This is a genomic window from Mycobacterium appelbergii (genome assembly GCF_032883035.1).
Taxonomy (GTDB): domain Bacteria; phylum Actinomycetota; class Actinomycetes; order Mycobacteriales; family Mycobacteriaceae; genus Mycobacterium; species Mycobacterium appelbergii.
On record NZ_JAMQTH010000001.1, the window covers coordinates 260466 to 283312 of the forward strand.

The following is a 22847-nucleotide window of genomic DNA, read 5'->3' on the forward strand; positions in this document are numbered from 1 at the left end:
TCAGACATGTCCACTGGCGCTCCCGCGGCAGCGAGGCCATCGGTAGCGAGCCGCTTCAACGTGGGGAACCTCCTGCGTGAACCGTTGCTCGGTCCGCTGGTGGCACTCGTCATCGCCATCATCATCTTCAGCGCGATCTCGAATTCGTTCCTCAACCCGCAGAACGTGTCGCTGATCCTGCAACAGTCCGTGGTCGTCGGCATTCTCGCGGTCGGCCAGACACTGATCATCCTCACCGCAGGCATTGATCTGTCGATCGGCGCGGTCGCCGTCTTCGGCACCATCGTGATGGCGCAGAGTGCGGGCGCCAACGGGCCGGTCGTGGCGCTCGTATTGACGCTCCTGGTGTGTGTGGCGTTCGGTGCGATCAACGGCGGGCTCGTCACGGTCCTGCGGTTGCCGCCGTTCATCGTCACGCTCGGCACGTTCACCGCGATACTGGCGGGCACCCGCCTGCTCGCGGGCTCCGAGACCTACCGTGTGGAGCCGGGACCGCTCACCTTCCTGGGCACGTCCTTTCGCATCGGCTCGTTCTCGACCACCTTCGGTGTGGTCGCCATGCTGCTGGTCTACCTCGTAATGTGGTACGCACTGTCCCAAACCTCTTGGGGTAAGCATGTTTACGCTGTAGGAGGTAACCCGCAGGCGTCGAACCTGTCGGGCATCAAGTCCGGACGGGTGCTCCTTTCGGTCTACATCACCACGGGTGTGATCGCGGCCATCGCCGCGTGGGCCGCCCTGGGCCGGATCCCCAATGCCGACCCGAACGCCTATCAGAATGCCAATCTCGAGACGATCACCGCGGTCGTCATCGGCGGTACGAGTCTGTTCGGCGGGCGTGGCGGCGTCGGCGGAACACTGGTGGGCACGTTGATCGTCGGCGTACTCCGCAACGGTCTCACGCAGGCCGGCGTCGACAGCCTCTACCAGAACGTCGCGACCGGAATTCTCGTCATCGTCGCGGTGGCAGTGGACCAGTTCGCCCGCAGGAGATCCCAGTGACGACCGGCAACAGCGGCGCACCCGTCCTCGAAGCGCGCGGGCTTGTCAAGAAGTACGGCAACGTGACAGCGATCAACGGGGCCGACTTCGAACTCCGCGCGGGCGAGGTTCTCGCGGTCATCGGGGACAACGGTGCCGGAAAATCCAGCCTGATCAAGGCTTTGGCGGGGGCGGTGATCCCGGATTCAGGGGAGATCCTGATGAACGGAACGCCCGTGTCGTTCAGGAACACCCGCGACGCCAGAGCAGCGGGAATCGAAACGGTGTACCAGGATCTCGCAGTGGTGCCTGCGCTCGACATCGCGTCGAATCTGTACCTCGGGCGCGAGGTACGACGAAAAGGCATCGCGGGCAGCCTCTTCCGCAGACTCGACATGCCGCGAATGCGCGGGGAGTCGTCGCAGCACCTCGCGGACCTTAAGATCGGCATCGAATCTGTGAATCAGCCCGTGGAGACATTGTCCGGTGGGCAGCGTCAGGGTGTCGCGGTGGCGCGGGCCGCCGCGTTCGGCCGCGGCGTGATCATCATGGACGAGCCGACTGCTGCTCTCGGTGTGCGGGAGTCGGGACAGGTCATCGATCTGATCAAGTCGATCCGCGACCGCGGCATACCCGTGGTACTCATCAGCCACGACATGCCACACGTATTCGAGGTGTCCGACCGGATTCACATCCACCGGCTCGGGCAACGTGCCGGCGTCGTCGATCCGAAGAAGCGCTCGATGTCCGAGGTCGTTGCGCTCATGACCGGCGCAGAGGAGCCCACCGATGACGAACGCGCCGGTCGCTGAGAAAGCTCCGGTCGGGGTCTTCGTCGGATTGGCGACCCTCGACGTGATTCACCGCGTCACGAAAGCCCCTGCGGCGAACGAGAAGATCACCTCGACCGCCCAGTTCGTCGCCGCGGGCGGACCCGCCGCCAATGCGGCCGTCGCCTTCGCAGGGCTGGGTGGCGGCGCGATCCTCGTGACCGCGCTCGGCGACGATCCGATCGCCGAACTGATCCGGGCCGACCTCGCCGCGTACGGCGTCGAAGTCGTCGACGCGGCGGCAGGCACCACCCGAGCCGTGCCGGTCTCCGCGGTGTCGGTCGTCGAGTCCACCGGTGACCGTTCGGTCGTCTCGCTCGACGCTGTGAACTCCGACGCATCGCCGCCTGCGGACCTCGGTGACCTCGTGGCGGAAGCCGACGTCGTGCTCGTCGACGGGCATCACCCCCTGATCGGCCGTGCGGCCGTGCGATATGCGGCCACACGGTCAACCACAATCGTCGTCGACGCCGGTCGATGGAAACCGGTGATGAGCGACATTGTTGCCTACGCGACGGATATGGTGTGCTCCAATGACTTCCGAGTCCCCGGAACGGACAGCTCAGCGTCCACCGCCGCCGCGCTGATTGACGGCGGCGTTCCCACGGTCGTCGTCACGCACGGCGGCGATCCGGTCGAGTGGTGGTCGGACGGCGAGTCCGGGTCCGTGCCGGTGCAACCGGTGGTGGTGGTCGACACGCTGGGTGCAGGCGATGCCTTCCACGGAGCGTATTCGTATTTCGCGACCCAGACGGAGAGCAGGGTTGCCTGGCGCATCGATCGCTCCGCTCGGGTGGCGGCACTTCGGTGTTCGGTGGTCGGGCCGCGGGCATGGCTGGCCGAACTCCCTGTCGAACAGACGCGAAAGCAGGAACGGTGAGCATCGAGCAGGACGTGCAGGACGCCACACTGGCCGCGTTGGCCGAGTGGGCCACGGCGCTCGTCGTTCCCGGCGAGCGCCGCATCCTCGGTCTCACCGGCGCTCCGGGGGCCGGGAAGTCCACCGTCGCAGAGCAACTCGTTACCAAGCTGGGGCCGGATACAGCGGTGCTTGTTCCCATGGACGGATTTCATCTGGCCAATGAGGTCTTGATCGACTTGGGGCGGCTGGACCGCAAGGGTGCACACGACACGTTCGACGACGGCGGATATGCACGGTTGATCGCGACCCTTCGGACACAGCGCCCAGGTGACCCGGTCGTGTACGCGCCCCGGTTCCGGCGGGAGATCGAAGAGTCGATCGGATCGTCCATTCCCGTCCCGGCCACGGTGCCCCTGGTCGTCACCGAGGGCAATTACCTGCTGTTGGAATCTGATGCCTGGCCTGCGGCGCGATCCTGCATCGACGAGGTCTGGTTCTTGGCCCCCGACACCGACGTTCGCCACGCCCGACTGATACGCCGGCATGAGGCGCACGGAAAGTCCCCGGAGGATGCGGTGTTCTGGGCCCTCGGATCCGATGAGCGCAATGCCGAGCTGATCGAGTCGACGGCAGGTCGCGCGGACCGCATCGTGCGTCTCCGATGACCACGATGGGCGACGTCGCCCGCATCGCCGGTGTCTCCGCGTCCACGGTCTCGCACGTGCTCAACGGCACGCGCAAGGTCGACACGGCCACGCGTCTGCGCGTCGAAGCGGCGATCGAGGAGACCGGCTACCGGCGTAACGTCGTCGCCCGGTCGCTCGCGGCCGGGCGCACGCACACGGTCGGGCTCTCGATCTCGGCGTTGACGAATCCGTACTTCGGGAGCCTGGTGCACGCGGTGGAACGAGCGCTGTCGGACGCCGGGTATGTGCTGATCGTCGGAGATTCCCATGACGACGTGGAGTCGGAGAAGCGCGTCACCGACTCGCTGTTGGGTCGGCAGGTCGACGGGATGATCGTGGCCCCGGCGGCGGGGTCGGAGCGGGTGACCCTGCCCGATATCACCCGCACGGGAACTCCTCTGGTGCTGATCGACCGCGGTGTCGACATCGGGAGCGATCAGGTCGGCCCGGAGAACTTCAGTTCGGCACGATCGTTGACCGAGCACCTGCTCGATCTCGGGCATCGTCGTATCGCCGTCGTGCGCGGCCTGGCCGGGATTTCCTCCACCACGGAGCGTTTCGATGGTTACTGCGCGGCGCTAGAGGCTCGCGGTGTCGCGGTCGACGCCGCCCTTGTGCTCGACGGCGACTCGAACACGGAGGTGGCGGAACGCGAAGTCCACGCGCTGATGTCGGGTGCGGACCGCCCCACTGCGCTGGTGTCCATGAACAACTCCATGACCATCGGAACGCTCAAAGCCGTGCGCGGTCTGGGCTTGTCGATTCCCGGTGACGTCGCATTCGTCTGCTACGACGACTTCGAATGGTCGGACCTCTTCGAACCCCGACTCACCGCGGCGGCCCAGGACGTCGAGACGATCGGCGCCACCGCGGTCCGACTGCTTCTGCGTCGTATTCGGGGAGAGGATGGTGCGCCGCAACAGATTCGCGTCCCGACGAGCTTTCACCATCGCAATTCATGCGGCTGCACGTAATCACGGATGCTTGTTCCACTGCCCGCAATCCTGGGCCAATACGTCGTTGACGTCGACTTCGAGGCCGCCAACGACCGGGCCCGGATTCGACGCGGTGCTCACTATGCGCTGGTAGAGAACTGCGGCTGGATGGATCTGACCGCCGGACCATGACCGGGTCTGCCATGCCCACGCGCGGCCGGGTGTGCTCGATCTCCCGATGACACCATCGGCGATGGCCCATTGGCAGGGCCTGATACCCGCGTAGATGCCGGTGCGCAGCACCCCGATCACCGAGTTGATTCCGCGAAACCACGGCAGTGCGACGTTGTTCCAGGTGTTGTGGTCGATGTCATCGTCGACGCTGAAGAAGATGGGCGCGCTCTTTCCGCCGCCCGCTGCGGTGTGCAGACTCCAGGCGGTGCGCGCATCGGCGACGCCGCCGGCGTACCCGCGCGTGAAATCCGACGGCGCTGTCCCGCCCGGTTTGCCGTACTGATAGTTGCTGACGATTATCAGTCCGGCAGCGGTGAGTTCTCGGGCGTAGGGCAGGGTGATCGGCTTGGCACCGAAGGACGAGCCGGGGCGCGACGTCGAGACGTAGTTGATCACGCCGGCATGGCCGGCGGCCCGGATATCCTGGGCCGGAATCTGCCGCATGGCGAAATCGATCAGCGTGGGAGCGGCGGCCGATGCCGTGGGCGCACTGACCCCTGATGCTGCCGCGCCCAGTCCGGCCATTGCCGACACCGCGGCGGCATAGCGCAGCGCGTCACGTCGTGACACCGGGTGAGATCGCCGCAGGCCGGCAGTCCACGGCGAGTCCTGCATGGCGCGATGTTAACAGAGTGGCAGCTGTGAACAGTGTGGACGCGCCGACGGCTACCAGAGCTCCCGTGCCCGACTAAAGCCGCACTGCCGGACGTCCTTATGCCGTGCGTGCGCTCCATTCCGGCGTTCGGTCGGGCGACGCCTCGGCGAGCGCCGTGACGGTGTCGATTGCGTCGAAATCCTTGCCGTACACGGGTGTTCCGGGCTGCTGTCGCCACGACTCAGAAATCGGACCGGCATCGACGGGCTCGAATCCGAGTTGATCGACAATGCCGTGTACGAGCTCACGACCACTTCCGTCCTCGCCCGCGATCGGCAGCGCGATGCGGTTGGGAGCGCCACTGGGTGTTCCCTTGCTGAGGAGATGCTTCCAGAAGATCCCGTTGAAGATCTTGTACACCGGTGCGCCGATCTGCTCGGCGACCCAGGCACTCTCCACCTGACCATCCTCGATGCCCGCGATCTCACCGTCACGTTGCTGCGGGTAATAGTTGTTGGTCTCGATCACCGGGGCGCCCGGCTTGCGCGCATCGACGATTCCGTCGGCGAGATCGGGCACGTTCTTCTGCGGGATACTCACGATCACCACATCGGCGTCGGCTGCGGCGTCCTTCGCCCACACCGCCGTCGCTCCGGTCTCGTTCGCGAGGTCTGCCAGCGTTTCGGGTGCCCTCGAATTGGACACGTTCACTTCGTGCCCGAGTTCACGCAGGCGACGCGTCAGCGTCCCGCCGATCAGGCCCGCACCGATGATTCCGATCTTCATACGTTGCGCCAACGTGTGACACCCCGCACCTATTCCGTCCTGACGCCAGGTCGCTTGACTCTCCCGCCGCGGGAGACCCCACGGTGAGGGCATGACACTTCACCACAGCAAGGACGCACCGACCACCTGGGATGCGCTCCCTGACACGGTCACGACGTACCTCACGGCGCACGACAACCGTGAGAACGCCACAGTGCTCTCCACCTTCACCGCCGACGCGGTCGTGACCGACGAAGGCCACGACCATGTGGGCCGCGAGCAGATCGAGGCCTGGCTGAACGGGCCGGCCGGCGAGTTCACCTACACCACCGAATTCGTGGGTGCGACGACGCTGGACGCGGACCATGTCGATGTCCTGACGGCGCGCTGATCAGCAGACTGGTGATCGAACCATGACGAGACGATGGTTCATCACCGGTGGCACCCCGGGCGGATTCGGGATGGCCTTCGCGGAGGCTGCGCTCGATGCGGGCGATCGGGTAGTGCTCACCGCCCGTCGGCCCGAGGAATTGACCACGTGGGCAGGCGAATACGGCGAGCGGGTCCACGTCGTGAAACTGGATGTCACCGATCCGGGCGAGGTACGGGACGCGGTGCGCTCAGCCGAACAGTGTTATGGCGGCATCGATGTACTGGTCAACAACGCAGGTCGAGGCCACTACGGGTCCATCGAGGGCATGAACGAGGAGTCGATGCGCGCGATGTTCGAACTGAACTTCTTCGCCGTGCTGTCGGTGACACGGGCGGTGCTCCCGGGTATGCGCAGCCGCGGCAGCGGTTGGGTGATCAACATGTCGTCGGTGGCGGGGTTGACTGCGGCGACGACGGGATTCGGTTACTACAGCGCGACCAAGTTCGCCGTCGAGGCCGTTACCGAAGCGCTGCGCGGCGAGGTTGCGGCGCAGGGCATTCACGTCATGGCGGTCGAACCGGGGGCGTTTCGCACGGGGCCTACGCCGGCTTCGAGGGCGAGCCGATTCAGGAAGTGATCCCCGTGCGGTGATCGCGGCCATGGCTCAGACGCCGCCGCGACAACTGGTTCTGGGCAGCAATGGATTCGACTCAGCCGCCACATCGACCTCGGCCGGTGCCGACTTCCCGAAGTCATTGGGCAGTGAGAGTTTGAAGACCTTCTTCCACGCCGACGCCAGCTGTCTGGGCAGCGATCCGGTGGTGTAGGTCAGGCCGTAGCGCTCGAACAACTCCCGCACCTTCGGTGCGATCTCCTGGTACCGGTTGCTCGGCAGATCGGGGAACAAGTGGTGCTCGATCTGGAATGACAGGTTGCCAGTCATGAAGTGCATGACCGGACTTCCTGAGATGTTTGCCGAGCCGAGCATCTGCCGCAGGTACCACTCGCCGCGGGTCTCGCCGTCGATCGAGGACTTCTCGAACGTCTGCACGCCCTCAGGGAAATGCCCGCACATGATGACCGAGTGCGTCCACAGGTTGCGCACCAGGTTGGCGGCCAGATTCGCGGTCAGTGTGCTGACGAAGGACGGCCCCGACAGCAATGGGTGCAGAAGGTAGTCCCGCGTGATGTGTCGCCGGACCTTCGCCAGCACCTTCTTGCCGTTACGGCGGAATTCGTCCTTGTCCGTGCGGCCCTTGAGATATTTGCCGATCTCCAGGTCGTAGGCCGCGATGCCGTACTGGAACATGCAGGCGTTGATGAAGTTCCACAGCGGCTGCGCGAGATAGAAGGGCATCCACTTCTGGTTCTCGTCGACGCGCATGATGCCGTAGCCGAGGTCGTGGTCCTTGCCGCGGACGTTGGTGTAGGTGTGGTGTACCTCGTTGTGCGAGTGCTTCCACATCTCGGCGGGGGAGGCGTTGTCCCATTCCCACGTGGTGGAGTGGATCTTGTTGTCACGCATCCAGTCCCACTGGCCGTGCATGACGTTGTGCCCGATCTCCATGTTCTCGATGATTTTCGAGATCGACAACCCCATGGTGCCTGCGATCCAGGCCGGCGGGAACAGGGAGAACAGCAGCACTGTCCGGCTGGTGAGTTCGAGCTTGCGTTGGCCGGCGATGACCTTGCGGATGTAGGCCGCATCACGCTCGCCGCGGCTGGCGATGACCCCGTCGCGGATCGCGTCGAGTTCACGGCCGAGGTTTTCGATGTCGTCGGCGGTGAGGTGGGTGGTTGGGTCGTTCTTCGTCGCTTGTGCGGTGGTCATGTCGTATTTCCTCAACTCACAGGTCGATGTCGCAAGGGCCCGCGGCGGCGGAGATGCAGGTTTGGATCTGGATGTTGTCGCCGGGGGCGGCGGTGGTGACGTCGCCGGTGCGAAGGTCGCGGACGGCGCCTTGGCGCAGCGGGGCGACACAGCCGAAGCAGATGCCCATCCGGCAGCCCGAGGGCATCAGGACCCCGGCGGCTTCGCCGGCGTCGAGCAGTGTCCGGGTTCCGTCGGTCTCGACGACGGTGCTGGACTTGGCGAACGTCACGATGCCGCCATCGCCCGCAGCGATGATGGCCGGGCGAAAGCGTTCAGTGTGCAGTCGGTCGGCGATGCCATCTGCCGCCCAGCGGCTTTCGATCGCGTCGAGCATGCCCGCGGGGCCACACGCCCAGGTTTGCCGCTCGGCGATGTCGTCGACGATGTCGTCGAGCCGGGCGATGTCGAGCATGCCGTCGGTGGCGGTGTGCTTTTCCACCAGCCGGATTCGGCCATCGCGGGCCAGCTCGCGCAACTCGCCGCCGAAGATGACGTCGTCCGGCGTTGGCGCGGAGTGCAGAACGACCACGTCTGCGTCATGGTCGACCATGTTTCGCAGCATCCCCATGACCGGGGTGACGCCGCTGCCCGCGGTGAGGAACAGGATCTTCGAGGCCCCCTGGTCGCCGAGGGTGAATTCTCCTGCGGCCTGGTCGAGTTGGACGACGGTGCCCACGGTGGCGCGCCGGACCAGGTGATTGCTGACCTTGCCGTCCGGGATCGCCTTCACGGTGATCGCGATGCAGCCGTCTTTCCGCGAGGTCTCCGAGGTGAGCGAGTAGGCGCGCCACTGACGGACACCGTCGACGTCGACGCCGATACGCACATACTGGCCGGGGGTGTGTCCGGGCCAGCGGCGTCCTGGCTTGATCAGCACGGTGGCGGCGTCGCGGGTCTCCGGGTGGATCGCGACGATGCGGCCACGGAGACCGGTGCCGAAGCGAACCGGGTCGATGATGTCGAGGTAATCGGCGGGGACCAGCGGGGTGGTCACCCGTTCGGCGAGTTTGATGACGCGCTCCCGTAACGCGCCGACAGCCGTCGGGCGGGGTGCTGTGGTTGTCATGTGACCACTCTGGCTGACGGAGAGGTATAAAATCTTGGCTGACAGAAGTGAATCCTCAGCCACTATTTGTTCGTAAAGGATAAATTGTCTGAACCCGCGCTCCGCTTCACCGGTCTCGAACTGTCGGAAGACGTCGTCGCCGAGTTGCAGGCTGTGCTGCCGGGGATGGCCGAACGCACTGTGACCGCCGTGACGGCGGAGGTCCCCAGCTACGCCGATGCGTTCAGCGGCCGGATGGGTCAGAACATCGAGAACGCCGTTCAAATGGCGCTCGGCGCCTTCCTGCAGCTCGCCTTGCGTGCGGGCGATTCCGACCCGGCCACGTCGTTGTCGCCTGCCCTCGACGGGGCCTATGAACTGGGTCGCGGCGAGGCACGCAACGGCCGTCCCATGGACGCGCTGCTGTCGGCATATCGCGTCGGTGCCCGGGTCGCCTGGCGCGAATTGTCGACCACCGCCGTCTCCGCCGGCCTGTCCGCCCAGACCGTGGCTCGATTCGCCGAGATGGTCTTCGCATTCATCGACGAGCTGTCGGCGTCCAGCGTCGCCGGGCATGCCGACGAACTGGCCACCACAGGCCGGGTCCGGCAGCGCTACCTCGAACGGCTGGCCAAGCAGCTGCTCGACGGCGAACCGGTCGAGACCTTGCGGGCCAGCGCCGAACAAGCCGGCTGGCAGCCACCGACCACGCTGACCGCAGTCGTGCTGGCCGAAACACAGACCCGCGGACTGGCGGCACGATTCGGCCAGGCGACCCTGCAGCTGAGTGAGGAGTTGCCGGGAGTCGAACCCTCGGAGTCGTTGGCCGTACTGCTCGTTCCTGATCTGGACGGTCGTGACCGCGGCCAGCTGCGGTCGACGCTGCAGGGTCGACGGGCGTTGGTGGGTCCGGCACGTCCGTGGATGCTGGTTCAGTCCTCGTATCGACGTGCGCTGCGCGGTCGGGACCTGAGCGTCGCCGATACCGCCGATGTCATCGACACCGACGAGCACCTCGTCGAACTGGTCCTGACCGCTGACCGCGAGGCCGCCGACGATCTGCGTCGCCAGGCTCTGGCGCCGCTGGCGCAGCTGCGGCCCAACACTGCAGAGCGATTGGCCGAAACCCTCCGGTCGTGGCTTCTGCACCAGGGGCAGCGCGACGCGGTGGCCGCTGATCTCTTCGTACACCCGCAGACGGTCCGGTACCGCATGACACAGCTACGCGAGCTCTATGGCGACCGGCTCACCGATCCGGGATCTGTTCTTGAAATCACTGTGGCACTGGCAGTTGCGCCTCGCGTGTTCAGGTGACGCGGGTGTCGTACGTCGCGCGGTTGGCGAGCACATCGTCCATGTGCATTTCGGCCCAGGTCTTGAGGCCGCGCATCATCTGGTGCAGTGAGAGACCGAGGTCGGTCAGCTCGTAGGACACCGTGACAGGCACGGTCGGCACCACGGTGCGGGTGACCAGACCGTCACGTTCCAAGGAGCGCAGTGTCTGAGTGAGCATCTTCTGGCTGACACCGGCCAGCAGGCGGGACAGCTCCGAGTAGCGCATCGACCGGGGCTCACCGGTGCAGTCGGCGCCGAACCGATGCGAACCACCGCCGCCCAGCGCGGCCAGGATCAGCGTGACCCATTTGTCAGAGAGCCGGTCGAGCAGCTTGCGGCTCGGACATGCCGCCACGAAAGCGTCATACTCCGCCTTGGTTTGCGCTCTCTTCTGGGCCGCCGTCTTCGTTGGCATCCAAACCACTCCTCTGAACCCATGGGTGCGTTACGCACTCCGAGGTGCCTACTTCCGGTCAGGAAGTTACCTATCCATACTGATGCAGGAAACCAATAGGCACCACTATCCAGTTCAACGTGAAAGGCACAGGTATGGGTTTGCTCTCCACTTCGCTTCCCGGCGGGACATGGACGTTGGGTGACCTGACGGTCTCCCGTTTCGGCTACGGCGCAATGCAACTCGCCGGCCCCGGGGTCATGGGGCCGCCCGCCGACCGCGACGGCGCACTCGCCGTCCTCCGCGAGGCCGTCGCCCTCGGCATCACCCACATCGACACCGCCGACGCCTACGGACCCCGCGTCACCAACGAGCTGATCCGTGAAGCGTTGCACCCATACCCCGAATCGCTGCACATCGTGACCAAAGTCGGCGCGAACCGGGACCAGCACGGCGGCTGGCCCCCAGCCCGACAGCCCGAAGACGTGCGCCGAGCCGTCCACGAGAACCTCGGCGCCCTCGGCCTCGAGGTGCTCGACCTGGTCAACCTGCGGCTCGGTAACGCCGAGGGACCCCAACCCGGCTCGCTCGCCGGACCGTTCGAGACGCTTGTCGAACTCCAGCAGCAGGGCCTGATCAGGCATCTCGGCGTGAGCAATGCGACGGAGGAACAGGTGGCCGAGGCACGGTCGATTGCACCGATCGTGTGCGTACAGAACATGTACAACCTCGCCTACCGTCATGACGACGAGCTGATCGACACGCTCGCCGACGAGGGCGTCGCGTACGTGCCGTTCTTCCCGCTCGGCGGCTTCAGCCCGCTGCAGTCCTCGGCGCTAGCGGCCGTGGCCGCTCGATTGGGCGCGACGCCGATGGCGGTCGCCCTTTCCTGGCTGCTCCAGCGGTCGCCGAACATCCTGCTGATTCCCGGCACCTCGTCTGTGGAGCACTTGCGGGAGAACGTCGCCGGCGCTGGTCTGGCGCTGTCCGACGAGGATCTGGCGGAGCTGGACGAGATCGGCCGGTAGCGCCACAAGCACCTCAAAACGCTACTTCCAGCCGCCGTCGGCTTCGAAAGTGGTGCCGGTGACATACGACGCATCCGGTGAGAGCAGAAAGGCGACCACGGCGGCGATTTCGTCTGGTTGGCCCAACCGGCCGAGGGCGCTCATGGAGCGGATGAGCGAGTCGAACGGGACGTCGGTCAGTGCCGGGTGGGTGTAGTTCGCGGCGTAGCGGGTGGCCATCCGGGTGGCGGTGGCACCGGGGGCGATCGCGTTGATGGCGATGTTTCGCTCGGCGAGTTCGGGAGCCAGGTTGCGCACCATGGCCGAGATGGCGGCCTTGCTGGCCGCGTAGAGAGCGTGCTGATGGACCGCCAAGCGCACACTGACAGAGGAGCTGAGCACGATCCGGCCGCCGCCGGTCATCGCGGCCACCGCGGCCTGGGTGACGAACAGTTGTCCGGCCACGTTGGTCTGAAAGAGCAGATCGAAGTCGGCCTGTGTGATGGTTTCCAGCGCTCCGAAGTGCTCGACGCCGGCGTTGCTGACCAACAGGTCAAGGCCGCCGAACTCGGAGACCACCGCGTCGACCAAGTCGTGGCTCCGCGCCGCGTCGCTGACGTCGCCGGGGAAGGTCGACGCCGTCCACCCCTGTTCGGTCAGTTCGCCGACGAGTGCGTCGGCGCCGGCTCGATCAGATCGATAGTTGACCGCGACGGCGGCGCCCTGGGCTGCCAGGCGCCGGACTATTGCGGCGCCGATGCCCCGGCTACCTCCGGTGACCAGCGCTCGCTTGCCCGTCAGTGTTGGTGTCGATGTCATGGCGCTCCTCAGATAGTCAGTATTATTGACCAATATAGCTGTGGACGGTACGGCTGACAACCGTGAGATGGCCGTCTTTCACGAGAATAAGCCGTAGGCGCGGCTTTGGTGTAGTCAATAATACTGACTATTGTTGTCAGCGATCCTGACGTTGCTTCGACTCTGGGGGCACCGGCTGGAGAGGATCGGCCAATTCGAAGGAGACATCCGATGAGCTTTGACACACCCCACGGCACCCGCGGTGCCCGCCAACCCGGCGGAAAGCTGATGGGCTGGATGAACCGCTGGAACATGAACCGGATCCGCGGCAACGCCGAGAAGGTGATGGGTATGCGGGCGCTGGTCCTGACCACTGTCGGCGCCAAGAGCGGCACCACCCGCCACACCCCGGTCGCCTACTTCCCCGACGGCACCGACAGCTGGCTGATCGTCGCGTCCGCGAACGGTGCACCCAAGAACCCCGCGTGGTACTACAACCTCGCCGCACATCCCGACGCGGTGCAGATCCAGATCGCCGGTCGCACGATCGCGGTCGGTGCAGAACAGCTGCACGGCAACGCCCGTCAGCAGGCCTGGCGCCATATCACCAGCACGGCAGGACGTTTCGCGAAATATGAGCAGAAGACCGACCGTGAACTGCCCGTCATCCGCCTGCGCACCCGAACCAACTGACCCCTCACCGAAAAGGCACAACCATGTCAATTGTCATCACCGGAGTGGCCGCGCGCCTCAACGCGCACTGGCCAGATCGGTGCGTGGAATACTCGCGGCGTGGTGAGGAAGAAGCCGACGGAGTCAACGGCCCAGGAGTTGGTGGCCATTCAGCTCGCCACCAGTGACCTGGTCGGGGTGGCGCTGCGCAGCGTGGAGGACCTCGAAGTCTCGCTGCCGCAGTTTCGGCTGCTGCGTGTGCTCGACGAATTGGGTGAGACCGGCGCGACGAGGTGTGCCCAGGTGCTCGGCGTCGCGGGTTCGTCAGTGACGCGCTTGGTGGACCGGCTCGATGCGTCAGGCCACCTGGTTCGTCGTCCGGACGCCGCCAACCGGAGCGCCGTCGTGCTCGCCCTCACCGATGAAGGCCGACGGTTGGTGAAGAAGGTGGAAGCCCGTCGCCGGCGCGAGTTGGGTAATGCCCTGGACCGACTCGGTCCCGACGAGAGATCGCAGTGCATCGCCGCGTTGGAGCGGCTGCACGAGGTGCTGGAAGCGCCGGAGGATCCGCGGATTCCGTACTGACGTTTGGCAACCCCGTCATTCCCAAAATGTTGTTTAACGCAAGACTTGCATTGCGCAAGACAAGTGATTGAGATAATCTGGAGTAACTCCAAAATCGAGGACCGCCACAAAGAGCGCGAGGATCGACAGATGACCGACATGCAAACTCTCGACCGCACCGCCGTCCTGGGCCCGCAGAAGCTCGGGCCACTGACCCCGTTGGTGGGTGAGTGGGAGGGTGACCTCGGCGTCGACTTGAGCTACCACAACAACGATGACGTGACCGGTCAGACAACCTATTTCGAGACGGCTGCCTTCAAGCCGATCCCGATCCAGGAGAACGGTCAACAGGTGCTCTGGGGCCTCAACTACTCGATGACCGCCTGGCGGCACGGGGAGGAGGCAATGGACCCCTTCCACGACGAGATCGGCTTCCTGCTCTGGGACAAGGCCAACGGTCAGGTGATTCGCAACGTGGTCTTCGGTCGGGGCATCGCGATCCTCGCCGGCGGCGACGCCGCCATCGGCGACCGCACCCTGCACTTCAATGCGACGCCCGGCGATCCCTGCTACGGCATCCTGCAAAACCGGTATCTGCTCGACCGCGCCGAGATCAAGCGCTTCAGCAGCAGCTTCACGCTGAATGACGATGGCACTCTGAGCTACACGTCCGATCTGCTGCTGCGTCTGGCCGCCACCGGTTCGGAGATGCACCACACCGACGAGAACACCCTGCACCGCGTCAAGCGGTTTCATCCGGGCGCCGAGCAGGCCTGATCGCAGGCGTGACGCTAACGTCACGCTGATGGCCGTCGATAACAGAGGCATGACCAGATTCCGTGTTGCCGGTGCGTTCGCTGTTGCGCTGACCGCGCCGTGGTTGTGGCTGGCACCGGCCCACGCTGAGGGCTTCGCGCAACTCGATCGGGTCCCGGTGGTGGCGTCGCCGACGTGTGCCGGCAGCGTCAGCGCCGAAGCCCAGGTGGCGCCGGTGCAGATCGACGGTCGTCTCGAGAACGGTGTGCGTGTGGTGATCCACTACGACGCCGGTACCTACGACGGTTCCTGTGCGCTGACCGTGGCCGCCGCCTGGAGAAATCTCGACACCGGAGCCTCGGGAAGCGGTGACATCACCGCGGTATCGACGATCGACGGGCACTACGGTTTCGTCGGTTACGCCAACACCATGTTCGAAACGGGTGGCGGCACGGTCGTCGTCACGGTCAGTTCGCACCCAGGCGTCGAAATGCGGGTCACAGTGTGAGATTCGGCGCCCGTGGGACTCCGGCATCAACTGGCCCGGCCGCTGACCTAGCTTCCGTACAGATGTAGGGCCCGGGCTGTTGCGGTGGCGATTTCACCGCTGAGCTTCGCGATCGGGGGACCGCCCGGTTGGTGGATCACGTTGGCGAGGACCACGATGTAGGTGTCTGACCCGGGGTCCATCCACAGCGTGGTTCCGGTGAAGCCGGTGTGACCGAAGCTGCCGACTGGGAAAATCATCCCGCGCGGCCTGGAATGGGCCGTGTCGATGTCCCAGCCGAGGCCGCGCAGGTCTTGTCCCGCTACCGCCGGATAGTTGCCTTCGCGCTCAGCGTTGTTCGCGGCGTCGAGCTGTTCCGGCGTGTGCCCGGGCTGCTGGGGCGTCGTCATCAGCTCGACGGTCGCCTGCGTCAGGGGAAAGGTGCTCGGGCGCCCGGCCCGGCGATCGAGAAGAGCCTGGGCGAACCGGCCGATGTCGTTGACCGTCGTGAACACCCCGGCACTGCCGGCCACGCCTCCCATGCGGCGCGCCGTCGGGTCATGGACGGTGCCGCGCAGCAGGTGGCCGTAGTCGGGGTTCAGGCCCGGGGTGTCCCCGTCGTGTGCTGTGGGTGCGATGCGGTCCAGGAGTCCGGTGTTCCAGGTCCCCGGCGGGCACTGTTCCGCTGCGGGGGCGTTGTGATCGAACGCGATCGCAGTTCCCCTGATCTGGTGCGGGCCGCACGCCTTGGCCGGGGGCAGGTAGTGGGTGTCGTCCATACCGAGTGGCTCAAAGACGTTGTGCTGAACGTAAATGTCCAACGGCTCGTCCGTGATCTTCTCGATGATCGCGCCAACAAGAATGAAGTTGATGTCGGAGTAGTGGAACCGTTCTCCCGGACTGAACACCACCCATGCGCCGAGCGCTCGATGAATTCCTTCGGCCTTGTCGGCCTTGTCCAACCCCCACGGCCCGTCCAGGCTCAGATCTCCCGCGATGCCCGAGGTATGTGTGAGCAACATGCGCAGTGTCACCTGCGCGCGGCGCGGGTCGTCGGCCGGGTTGAAGTCGGGCAGATAGGTCTGCACGGGTTCGTCGATCTGAACCCGGCCCTGTTCGTACAGTTGCATGAAAGCCGTGGTCGTCGCGACGCTCTTCGTCAACGACGCCAGGTCGAAGATCGTGTCCTCGGTCATCGGCTCCGCAGGTGCGGGAGCACCGTCCAGGCCAGGTTCGCCGGGGAGCTTGCGCGCGCCGAAGGCCTGGCGGAAGACGATCTTGCCGGCATGCCCGATCTGAACCACCGCCCCCGGCAGCCGATGTGCCGCGATCGCCTCGTCGATGAGCTCTCCGACCGGGGCCAAACCAGGTGCGGGGACCACGTCGGGCACTGCCGGACGCGGCGTGGCGGTAGGTGCCGGCATGGTGGGTGCCACCGGTGGCCGCGCAGCATGTCCGCAGGCAGACGTGGCGGCCAGGATGAGCAAGACCATTGCCACCGCGTAAACCTGAGCGACGCGCGATCCTGACACCGTCACCCGCTCGACGGTACCCTTCGGTTCGTGACGCAATCCGCATCACGGCGCGAAGTCCTCAGGTACGCCACGCTGTTCGAGCCGGCGGCCGTGCTGTTCCAACGGGAAGTCGTCACCGCGTCCGACCCGGGCTTCGTGATCGACGGTGTGCACGTCGACGTGAACGGCGTTCTCGCAGCAGGTTTCGGCCAATGGGACTTCCCCCGATGATCGGTCACAGGTCGGAGGCGCCGCCGTCGACGAGCAGTTCCGTGCCGGTGGTGTAGGTAGCGTCGAAGGCGAGGAAGATGACTGCCTTTGCCACTTCTTCGGGGTTGCCCAGCCGCTGCATCGGGTTGGTGGCCTTCATCTCCGTGAGGAACTGCTGGGCCACCTCCGGAGGCAGATTTCTTTCGAGGATGCCGGTATCGATGGGCCCGGGGGATACGGCGTTGACGCGGATGCCCCGGCCGATCAGTTCACGGGCGAATGTGCGGGTCAAGGATCGCAGCGCCGCCTTGGTCGCGGAGTAGACGCTGGTCGCGGCGATGCCCTTGGTGTTGCTGACCGAGGTGGTGAGCACGACGGCGCTGCCGGCAGGCATCAGCGGAACGAATTTCTGTACCGCAAAGAAGGGCGCCTTGGTGTTGAGGTCGAAGATCTGGTCGTATGCGGCCTCGCTGGTTTCCTCCACTGTTGCCAGGAGTGAAGCGCCTGCGTTGAGCACCAGCAGGTCGACGCCGCCCAGCTCATCGGCTACGCGTTCGGCGAGCGTGTCGATGCCGGAGATCGCGTCACTGGGCTCGACGATCGCGCCGGCACCGAGTTCGACTCGCGCGGCGTCCAGTGATGCGGGCGTCCGGCCGGTGACCAGAACGCGGGCCCCACCGTCGACGAGCGCCTTGGCGGTAGCCAGCCCGATGCCGCTCGTGCCGCCGGTGATGACCACCCGCTTGCCTGCATAGCTATTCACAAAAATTCCTTTCGTGCTGTCTCGGCGGCGTTTTCGCAGCGGAGTCCCATCAGAGTTGCGAGTGGCCGCCGTCGACCACCAGTTCCATGCCGGCAACGAACGTCGCGTCGAAGGCCAAAAATGCCACGGCCGGGGCGAATTCGTCGGGATGGCCGAAGCGCTGCATAGGGTTGACGGCGGTGAACTCTGCCTTCAGACCGGTCACCACCACGTTCTTGCCGTCGTATCTGCCCATCGTCGTCCCGTCTCTCGTCACAACTGCTGCCTACGAGTCTTTGGCGGTCCGCATCGGCTGTCCAAGACCAGTTCGGCACACCGTCATACCGAAACGGAATATGCCTGCGGCTGGTCGAGCGGCGGGACAGCGCAGAGGCCGAAATGAAAAATGTTGACATTTAACATCCGCGGATTGTAGCGTGCGTCACATGACATCGCCTCGCCGAAGTGAACTTCGCTACCAAGGTCCTGACCGCGCATTCGCCCGATCTTGGTGGTACGGAACCGGCCGTACGTCTGCAGAGCTCCGTCGGCCGTTGGTCGCGGTGGTAAACGCCTGGAACGAGATCGCCGACGAGAACGTGTATCTGGACAAGGTGTCCAAGCGCGTCAAGGACGGCGTCATCGCGGGCGGCGCTACACCGATGGAGTTCAACGTCATTCACGCAACCGACGTCTTGACTGAAGCGTCCGACGGCATGCGGTATGTGCTGCCGTCGCGGGAAACCGTCGCTGACTCCGTGGAGATCATGCTTCAGGCCCACGCGTTCGACGCAGCCGTGCTGATCGCCGGCGGCGACAAGATCACCCCGGCCATGATCATGGGCAGTCTGCGTGTGGACCTTCCGACGGTGTACGTCTACACGGGCACGACCGAAACGGGCAGGATCGGGGAACGCGAGCTGTCGTGGGAGACCGTGTTCGAGGCCATCGGTGAGTATCACAGCGGAAAGATCACCGAGGAGGAGCTGAGCCAGCTCGAGTTCGCGCAGATGCCCGGCGCGGGCGGCGGCGCGAGCGCGTACACGGGCAACACGATGGCCATGTGCGCGGAGGCGATGGGCCTTTCGTTGCCGGGGGTGTCGACCGTGGTGGCAGGTTCGGCCGAACAACTCCGACTCGCCTACGACAGCGGTGTCGCGATCACCGGGCTCATCGAACAGAATCTGACGATCAAGCGCATCGTCACCGACTGTGCCATCCGCAATGCCGCTCGGGTCGCCTTGGCCGTGTGTGGCTCGACCAACATCTCACTGCATCTTCCCGCGATCGCCCATGAGGCAGGTGTCGCCTTCAGCTGGAAGGAATTCGACGAACTGGCCCTGGCCACTCCGACACTCGTCCCGCTGCGGCCGTCAGGAGAGATCTCGCTGCCGGAGTTCCATCGGGGCGGGGGAGTCCAGGCCGTTCTGGAGGAACTTCACGACCATCTCGAAGACAATCCGCGAATCGCCCCGATCGAGGTGCCCATTCCCCAACCTCTCGACGGCGTCATCGCGCCCGTCGCTGATCCGGTGTCTGCGACCGGGGGGCTGCGCGTGCTGTTCGGCAGCCTGGCTCCGCTCGGGTCGATCGTCAAGGTCGGCGGCGTACCGAAAGCGTTGCACCAGCATCGCGGGCCGGCACGGGTTTTCGAGGACGAGGAAAAGGCCATCGTCGCCATTCACGGCGGCCAAATCAGCCCCGGAGATGTCGTCGTGATCCGCAACGAAGGGCCGCGCGGCGGCCCTGGATTCCGTGAGATGTTGGGTGCCACAGCCGCGGTGGTGGGCATGGGCCTGGCTGACACGGTGGCTCTGGTCACCGACGGCCGATTCTCGGGGGCATCCCACGGCGCAGCGATCGGCTATGTGTGCCCGGAGGCAGCCTCTGGTGGTCCCATCTCCCGGCTACGGGACGGTGACGTCATCTCCATGGACCTCACCGCAGGACGGCTCGATGTCGAACTCTCCGAGGAAGAACTGGCGCAACGCCAGGTCCCCGTACGCGCGACGCAGGCCGAATCCGGTCGCGGTATTCTCGCCCGGTACGCGCGGCAGGCCAGCGAGGCCTGCTACGGCGCGGTCCTCGCTCCACAACAAGAGGTCGGGTGATGTCATGGATACTTCGGCATCCAACGTTCGCCAGGTCAAACCACGGTTGTTGTATGAGTCTGCTGCACAGGAGATCAGGCGCGCCATTCTCGGCCGCGTCTATGAGCCGGGCATCCGGCTCAACGAGGTAAAGCTGGCGCGCGATCTCAACCTGTCCCGTGGGCCGGTGCGCGAGGCGCTGCGGCAGCTTGAGCAGGAAGGCCTGGTCTCCAGCGAGCCGCAGAAGGGCGTCCGCGTACACCGTCTGTCTGCCCGCGAAGCGCATAACGCGTTGGCGATTCGCGAGACACTGGAGACGCTCAATCTCAAGGACATCGTTCAGGCTGTATCGCGCGATGATCTCGCCGAACTGCGGATGCTGATGACCCAGATGGGCGAGGCCGAGCGCGCTGAAAACATCGTCGAAGTCGTGGAACTCGATTACCAGTTCCACGAACGGTACCTGGAGATCGCGCCCTCTGCCGTCGTCGGGCGAACCTGGCGGGGGATCGCCGGCCAGATCCGCATGTACCTGGCGATCGGCGACACCACGTGGGCGCAGTCCGGTTCGGTCGCAGTGTCGCACGAGCCCATCGTCGCGGCGCTCGAACAGCGCGATGCAGAACTGCTCGGCGCGGCGATCATCGGTCACATCGATGAGAATCGGTCCTCGATCGGGATGGGAACCGATTCATGACAGCCGGAGATGACGACCGCAAGCCGGCTTAGCGCGACCCGGTAACTACAAAGGCCAAATCCAGGTCTTCACATCCGCATCGTGGGCGGAAGCATGCCGTGCGTGCATCCGTCGAACCGTGTGTCAACGCTTCTCGTCGCATCACCGACATCCGGAGCTTCGCCTGACACGAGCTCCGATGCGCTTCGCCAAGGAAGGCAAACCGCAATGGCTGCAACAAGTTCGACCGTCAATGATACTAGTTGGCGGGGGGCATTGGGCGACAGCACTCACAGGAGTGTGACCCGTCACCTCATGCCGCTCCTCATCGTCTTCTACGTCCTGGCCTACCTCGGCCGGTCCAACCTCGGTTACGCGGCCCTGACGATGAACGCCGACCTCGGCGTCTCCGATGCCGCGTTCGGGCTGGTTGCCGGAATCTTTTTCGTCGCTTACTTCTTCTTCGAAGTACCGTCCAATATTCTGCTCGACCGGTTCGGTGCGCGGAAGTGGATTGCGCGCATCCTGGTGACCTGGGGCATCGTGATCGTCTGCACGGGCTTCGTGCAGAACATCGAGCAGCTCTACGTCGCCCGGTTCCTGCTCGGGATCGCCGAAGCCGGATTCTTTCCCGGCGTGATCCTGTATCTGTCGCGGTGGTATCTGGGTCGCGACGCCGCCAAGGCCGCCGCGATGTTCATGCTCGCCATCCCGATCTCGTACATGATCGGTGCACCGATCTCGGGCTGGATCATTGACAATGCCTCCTGGCTCGGCATGCCGAGCTGGCGGTGGATCTTCATCCTCGAGGGCATCCCCAGCGTGATCGGGGGGCTGGTGTGCTTCTTCGTTCTGCCCGACCGAATCCGAGACGTCAAGTGGTTGAACGACCCCCAGAAGGAATGGCTGGAAACAGCGCTTGCAGCCGAAGCGGCGTTGAAACCGGCCAAGAGTGAGAAGTACCTATCCCGAAACACCATCCTGAACCCCAAGATCTGGACCCTCATCGTCATCTACTTCGCCATCGAAATGGGCGAATACGGTCTCGGGTTCTGGACTCCGCTCATCATTCAACGGATCGGTGACGGCCGGAGCGCCACCGACGTCGGCCTGCTCACCGCAGGAACGTACGTACTGGGCGCGGTGGCCATGGTCTTGTGGAGTCGGAGCTCGGACCGTCACCGTGAGAGACGCTGGCACACCATCGGTCCCGCCGTTCTGTGCGCGGCAGCGTTGGTCACAATCGGATACTTCGCAGACTCCTTCGTCGCCGTTGTCTTCCTGGCGGTCATCATCGCCAGCGTGTACGCGCTGCTTGGCCCGTTCTGGTCCCTGCAGAGCTATTTCCTCACCGGCGCCACCGCGGTCGTCGGGATCGCGATGATCAACTCGTTCGGTAACCTCGCAGGTTTTGTCAGTCCCTTCCTCATCGGCGTGATGAGCGACTGGACTGGAGATCAGTACGCAGGCTTCTACGTCATCGCCGCCCTGATGCTTGCCGCCGTAGTGCTACTGGCCGCTTCGGTGAAAAACGAACAGCTACGGGCGATGGAGGACCAGGCCCTTGCTGACGCCGCTCGAAAGTCAGCCGTCGTCGCCGCCGAGGCCGCGACTCCATGACGGCCGAACGTCCCACAACCAGCGATTGGAGACATGTATGACCACCACAGATCTCGACCTGACCACGTTCAAGGTGCTGAGCTTCGACTGCTACGGCACGCTCATCGACTGGGAAGCCGGCATCGTCGATGTCCTTGCGCCGTGGGCAGTTGAACAGCAACTCGATCTCAGCGAAGACGAGCTGCTGCTGGCTTACTCCGACAACGAGGCCGCCGCTCAACGCGACACCCCCGCAGCGCTTTACCCGGATATTCTGGCCGACGCCTTTCGTCGCACCGGTGCGACAGTGGGCCGCGCGGTCAGCGACGAGTGGGCACGGCGACTCGGCGACTCGGTCCCAGACTGGCCTGCCTTCGCCGACTCGGCTGACGGCCTGGCGCGCCTGGCCGAGCACTATCAACTGATCATCCTCTCCAACGTGCACAGGGAGGGATTTGCGGGCAGCAACCAGCGGCTCGGCGGTGACTACGCCGCCGTGATCACCGCCGAGGATGTCGGCGCCTACAAGCCGGCCGCCAACCATTTCCGAGCCCTCGACGCGGCGTTGCCGACACTGGGCCTCGAGCGCAGCGAACTGTTGCACGTGGCGCAAAGCCTGTTCCACGACCACGTTCCGGCAAAACGAGAGGGTCTGCCGTCGGTTTGGATAAACCGCCGTCACGACCGTCAGGGCCGCGGAGCCACCCCGGCCCCCTCCGGTGAGTGGAGCTACAACCTCGAGTTTCCGACGGTGGGCGCCTTCGCCGACGCCGTCGACGCGGCGTTCGCCGCCGCTGACGCAGGTTGACCCAAACTACGAGAGA

Annotated in this window: 25 protein-coding genes and 2 pseudogenes; 18 read left to right on the plus strand and 9 right to left on the minus strand. The window is 65.1% G+C overall.

Annotated features, from left to right (window positions below):
• The first annotated feature begins 6 nt into the window (after window positions 1-6).
• The 5 genes from M1247_RS01155 to M1247_RS01175 are packed head-to-tail and all read left to right on the plus strand — an operon-like array spanning window position 7 to window position 4333.
• On the plus strand, window positions 7-1002 hold the full coding sequence (locus tag M1247_RS01155; protein WP_317154422.1) for an ABC transporter permease: 996 nt from the start codon (window positions 7-9) through the stop codon (window positions 1000-1002).
• Window positions 999-1793, plus strand: coding sequence for an ATP-binding cassette domain-containing protein (locus tag M1247_RS01160; RefSeq protein WP_317154423.1), 795 nt, complete (start codon window positions 999-1001; stop codon window positions 1791-1793). Before M1247_RS01155 ends, M1247_RS01160 begins: the two co-directional genes overlap by 4 nt.
• Window positions 1771-2691: a PfkB family carbohydrate kinase gene (locus M1247_RS01165; RefSeq protein ID WP_317154424.1), complete on the plus strand. Its 921-nt coding sequence runs from the start codon at window positions 1771-1773 to the stop codon at window positions 2689-2691. Before M1247_RS01160 ends, M1247_RS01165 begins: the two co-directional genes overlap by 23 nt.
• Window positions 2688-3338 carry a nucleoside/nucleotide kinase family protein gene (locus M1247_RS01170; RefSeq protein ID WP_317154425.1) on the plus strand — a complete coding sequence of 217 codons (651 nt, stop codon included), beginning with the start codon at window positions 2688-2690 and terminating at the stop codon, window positions 3336-3338. Before M1247_RS01165 ends, M1247_RS01170 begins: the two co-directional genes overlap by 4 nt.
• Entirely contained in the window at window positions 3335-4333 is a 999-nt protein-coding gene (locus M1247_RS01175; protein ID WP_317154426.1) for a LacI family DNA-binding transcriptional regulator, read from the plus strand. Before M1247_RS01170 ends, M1247_RS01175 begins: the two co-directional genes overlap by 4 nt.
• On the opposite strand, the gene M1247_RS01180 is transcribed toward M1247_RS01175, so the two are convergent.
• Together M1247_RS01180 and M1247_RS01185 are read right to left on the minus strand one after the other, a co-directional pair.
• Window positions 4334-5143, minus strand: a complete 810-nt coding sequence (locus M1247_RS01180) for a DUF1906 domain-containing protein (protein ID WP_317154427.1) — start codon at window positions 5141-5143, stop codon at window positions 4334-4336.
• Between the two features lie 97 nt (window positions 5144-5240).
• Window positions 5241-6002 (minus strand): NADPH-dependent F420 reductase, encoded by a 762-nt coding sequence (locus tag M1247_RS01185; protein ID WP_317154428.1) that lies wholly within the window; start codon window positions 6000-6002, stop codon window positions 5241-5243.
• Between M1247_RS01185 and M1247_RS01190 the strand changes: the two genes are divergently transcribed.
• Window positions 6001-6279, plus strand: coding sequence for a nuclear transport factor 2 family protein (locus M1247_RS01190; protein WP_317154429.1), 279 nt, complete (start codon window positions 6001-6003; stop codon window positions 6277-6279). The two genes, M1247_RS01185 and M1247_RS01190, sit on opposite strands and share 2 nt — an antisense overlap.
• Before the next feature lie 22 nt (window positions 6280-6301).
• Window positions 6302-7010 (plus strand): annotated as a pseudogene (locus M1247_RS01195) (SDR family NAD(P)-dependent oxidoreductase); the annotation flags it as partial.
• On the opposite strand, the gene M1247_RS01200 reads toward M1247_RS01195, so the two are convergent.
• Together M1247_RS01200 and M1247_RS01205 are read right to left on the minus strand one after the other, a co-directional pair.
• Complete coding sequence (locus tag M1247_RS01200; protein ID WP_317154430.1) at window positions 6926-8092, minus strand: fatty acid desaturase family protein; 1167 nt, start codon at window positions 8090-8092, stop codon at window positions 6926-6928. The pseudogene M1247_RS01195 and the gene M1247_RS01200 overlap by 85 nt on opposite strands.
• Window positions 8093-8108: 16 nt before the next feature.
• On the minus strand, window positions 8109-9200 hold the full coding sequence (locus M1247_RS01205) for a ferredoxin reductase (RefSeq protein ID WP_317154431.1): 1092 nt from the start codon (window positions 9198-9200) through the stop codon (window positions 8109-8111).
• An 84-nt stretch (window positions 9201-9284) separates the two neighbouring features.
• Here M1247_RS01205 and M1247_RS01210 point away from each other — a divergent pair, with 84 nt between their 5' ends.
• Complete coding sequence (locus M1247_RS01210) at window positions 9285-10493, plus strand: PucR family transcriptional regulator (protein ID WP_317154432.1); 1209 nt, start codon at window positions 9285-9287, stop codon at window positions 10491-10493.
• Here the strand turns inward: M1247_RS01210 and M1247_RS01215 are convergent.
• On the minus strand, window positions 10486-10929 hold the full coding sequence (locus M1247_RS01215; RefSeq protein ID WP_317154433.1) for a winged helix-turn-helix transcriptional regulator: 444 nt from the start codon (window positions 10927-10929) through the stop codon (window positions 10486-10488). The two genes, M1247_RS01210 and M1247_RS01215, sit on opposite strands and share 8 nt — an antisense overlap.
• 134 nt (window positions 10930-11063) lie before the next feature.
• Between M1247_RS01215 and M1247_RS01220 the strand changes: the two genes are divergently transcribed.
• The gene (locus M1247_RS01220; RefSeq protein WP_317154994.1) at window positions 11064-11936 is read left to right on the plus strand and encodes an aldo/keto reductase family oxidoreductase; all 873 of its coding nucleotides are present in this window, start codon (window positions 11064-11066) and stop codon (window positions 11934-11936) included.
• A gap of 21 nt (window positions 11937-11957) precedes the next feature.
• On the opposite strand, the gene M1247_RS01225 is transcribed toward M1247_RS01220, so the two are convergent.
• Window positions 11958-12734, minus strand: coding sequence for an SDR family NAD(P)-dependent oxidoreductase (locus M1247_RS01225; RefSeq protein WP_317154434.1), 777 nt, complete (start codon window positions 12732-12734; stop codon window positions 11958-11960).
• 210 nt (window positions 12735-12944) lie between these two features.
• Between M1247_RS01225 and M1247_RS01230 the strand changes: the two genes are divergently transcribed.
• From M1247_RS01230 to M1247_RS01245, 4 genes are all read left to right on the plus strand, one after another.
• On the plus strand, window positions 12945-13406 hold the full coding sequence (locus tag M1247_RS01230) for a nitroreductase/quinone reductase family protein (protein WP_317154435.1): 462 nt from the start codon (window positions 12945-12947) through the stop codon (window positions 13404-13406).
• A 138-nt stretch (window positions 13407-13544) separates the two neighbouring features.
• Window positions 13545-13970, plus strand: a complete 426-nt coding sequence (locus M1247_RS01235; RefSeq protein WP_317154995.1) for a MarR family winged helix-turn-helix transcriptional regulator — start codon at window positions 13545-13547, stop codon at window positions 13968-13970.
• Window positions 13971-14099: 129 nt separating this feature from the next.
• Window positions 14100-14726, plus strand: coding sequence for a heme-binding beta-barrel domain-containing protein (locus M1247_RS01240; RefSeq protein WP_317154436.1), 627 nt, complete (start codon window positions 14100-14102; stop codon window positions 14724-14726).
• A gap of 49 nt (window positions 14727-14775) precedes the next feature.
• Entirely contained in the window at window positions 14776-15213 is a 438-nt protein-coding gene (locus tag M1247_RS01245; RefSeq protein WP_317154996.1) for a hypothetical protein, read from the plus strand.
• A gap of 47 nt (window positions 15214-15260) precedes the next feature.
• On the opposite strand, the gene M1247_RS01250 is transcribed toward M1247_RS01245, so the two are convergent.
• On the minus strand, window positions 15261-16730 hold the full coding sequence (locus M1247_RS01250; protein ID WP_410506790.1) for a serine hydrolase domain-containing protein: 1470 nt from the start codon (window positions 16728-16730) through the stop codon (window positions 15261-15263).
• A gap of 75 nt (window positions 16731-16805) precedes the next feature.
• On the opposite strand from M1247_RS01250, the pseudogene M1247_RS01255 reads away from it, so the two are divergent.
• Window positions 16806-16937: pseudogene (locus M1247_RS01255) on the plus strand (twin-arginine translocation pathway signal); the annotation flags it as partial.
• A 4-nt stretch (window positions 16938-16941) separates the two neighbouring features.
• Here the strand turns inward: M1247_RS01255 and M1247_RS01260 are convergent.
• On the minus strand, window positions 16942-17679 hold the full coding sequence (locus M1247_RS01260; RefSeq protein ID WP_317154437.1) for an SDR family oxidoreductase: 738 nt from the start codon (window positions 17677-17679) through the stop codon (window positions 16942-16944).
• Window positions 17680-17728: 49 nt separating this feature from the next.
• The gene (locus M1247_RS01265) at window positions 17729-17935 is read right to left on the minus strand and encodes an SDR family oxidoreductase (RefSeq protein ID WP_317154438.1); all 207 of its coding nucleotides are present in this window, start codon (window positions 17933-17935) and stop codon (window positions 17729-17731) included.
• A gap of 169 nt (window positions 17936-18104) precedes the next feature.
• Between M1247_RS01265 and ilvD the strand changes: the two genes are divergently transcribed.
• From ilvD to M1247_RS01285, 4 genes are all read left to right on the plus strand, one after another.
• Entirely contained in the window at window positions 18105-19769 is a 1665-nt protein-coding gene (gene ilvD / locus M1247_RS01270) for a dihydroxy-acid dehydratase (RefSeq protein WP_317154439.1), read from the plus strand.
• Between the two features lie 4 nt (window positions 19770-19773).
• Window positions 19774-20445, plus strand: a complete 672-nt coding sequence (locus tag M1247_RS01275; RefSeq protein ID WP_317154440.1) for a GntR family transcriptional regulator — start codon at window positions 19774-19776, stop codon at window positions 20443-20445.
• Window positions 20446-20724: 279 nt separating this feature from the next.
• Window positions 20725-22044 carry an MFS transporter gene (locus M1247_RS01280; RefSeq protein ID WP_317154441.1) on the plus strand — a complete coding sequence of 440 codons (1320 nt, stop codon included), beginning with the start codon at window positions 20725-20727 and terminating at the stop codon, window positions 22042-22044.
• A 37-nt stretch (window positions 22045-22081) separates the two neighbouring features.
• Complete coding sequence (locus M1247_RS01285) at window positions 22082-22831, plus strand: haloacid dehalogenase type II (RefSeq protein ID WP_317154442.1); 750 nt, start codon at window positions 22082-22084, stop codon at window positions 22829-22831.
• Window positions 22832-22847: the final 16 nt, after the last annotated feature.

Bases quoted from the DNA above. Each gene is read 5' to 3' on its own strand.
- M1247_RS01155 (WP_317154422.1), top strand. From the start codon at position 7: ATGTCCACTGGCGCTCCCGCGGCAGCGAGGCCATCGGTAGCGAGCCGC.
- M1247_RS01165 (WP_317154424.1), top strand. From the start codon at position 1,771: ATGACGAACGCGCCGGTCGCTGAGAAAGCTCCGGTCGGGGTCTTCGTC.
- M1247_RS01175 (WP_317154426.1), top strand. From the start codon at position 3,335: ATGACCACGATGGGCGACGTCGCCCGCATCGCCGGTGTCTCCGCGTCC.
- M1247_RS01180 (WP_317154427.1), bottom strand. From the start codon at position 5,143: ATGCAGGACTCGCCGTGGACTGCCGGCCTGCGGCGATCTCACCCGGTG.
- M1247_RS01190 (WP_317154429.1), top strand. From the start codon at position 6,001: ATGACACTTCACCACAGCAAGGACGCACCGACCACCTGGGATGCGCTC.
- M1247_RS01185 (WP_317154428.1), bottom strand. From the start codon at position 6,002: ATGCCCTCACCGTGGGGTCTCCCGCGGCGGGAGAGTCAAGCGACCTGG.
- M1247_RS01200 (WP_317154430.1), bottom strand. From the start codon at position 8,092: ATGACCACCGCACAAGCGACGAAGAACGACCCAACCACCCACCTCACC.
- M1247_RS01205 (WP_317154431.1), bottom strand. From the start codon at position 9,200: ATGACAACCACAGCACCCCGCCCGACGGCTGTCGGCGCGTTACGGGAG.
- M1247_RS01215 (WP_317154433.1), bottom strand. From the start codon at position 10,929: ATGCCAACGAAGACGGCGGCCCAGAAGAGAGCGCAAACCAAGGCGGAG.
- M1247_RS01220 (WP_317154994.1), top strand. From the start codon at position 11,064: ATGGGTTTGCTCTCCACTTCGCTTCCCGGCGGGACATGGACGTTGGGT.
- M1247_RS01225 (WP_317154434.1), bottom strand. From the start codon at position 12,734: ATGACATCGACACCAACACTGACGGGCAAGCGAGCGCTGGTCACCGGA.
- M1247_RS01230 (WP_317154435.1), top strand. From the start codon at position 12,945: ATGAGCTTTGACACACCCCACGGCACCCGCGGTGCCCGCCAACCCGGC.
- M1247_RS01240 (WP_317154436.1), top strand. From the start codon at position 14,100: ATGACCGACATGCAAACTCTCGACCGCACCGCCGTCCTGGGCCCGCAG.
- M1247_RS01245 (WP_317154996.1), top strand. From the start codon at position 14,776: ATGACCAGATTCCGTGTTGCCGGTGCGTTCGCTGTTGCGCTGACCGCG.
- ilvD (WP_317154439.1), top strand. From the start codon at position 18,105: ATGACATCGCCTCGCCGAAGTGAACTTCGCTACCAAGGTCCTGACCGC.
- M1247_RS01275 (WP_317154440.1), top strand. From the start codon at position 19,774: ATGGATACTTCGGCATCCAACGTTCGCCAGGTCAAACCACGGTTGTTG.
- M1247_RS01285 (WP_317154442.1), top strand. From the start codon at position 22,082: ATGACCACCACAGATCTCGACCTGACCACGTTCAAGGTGCTGAGCTTC.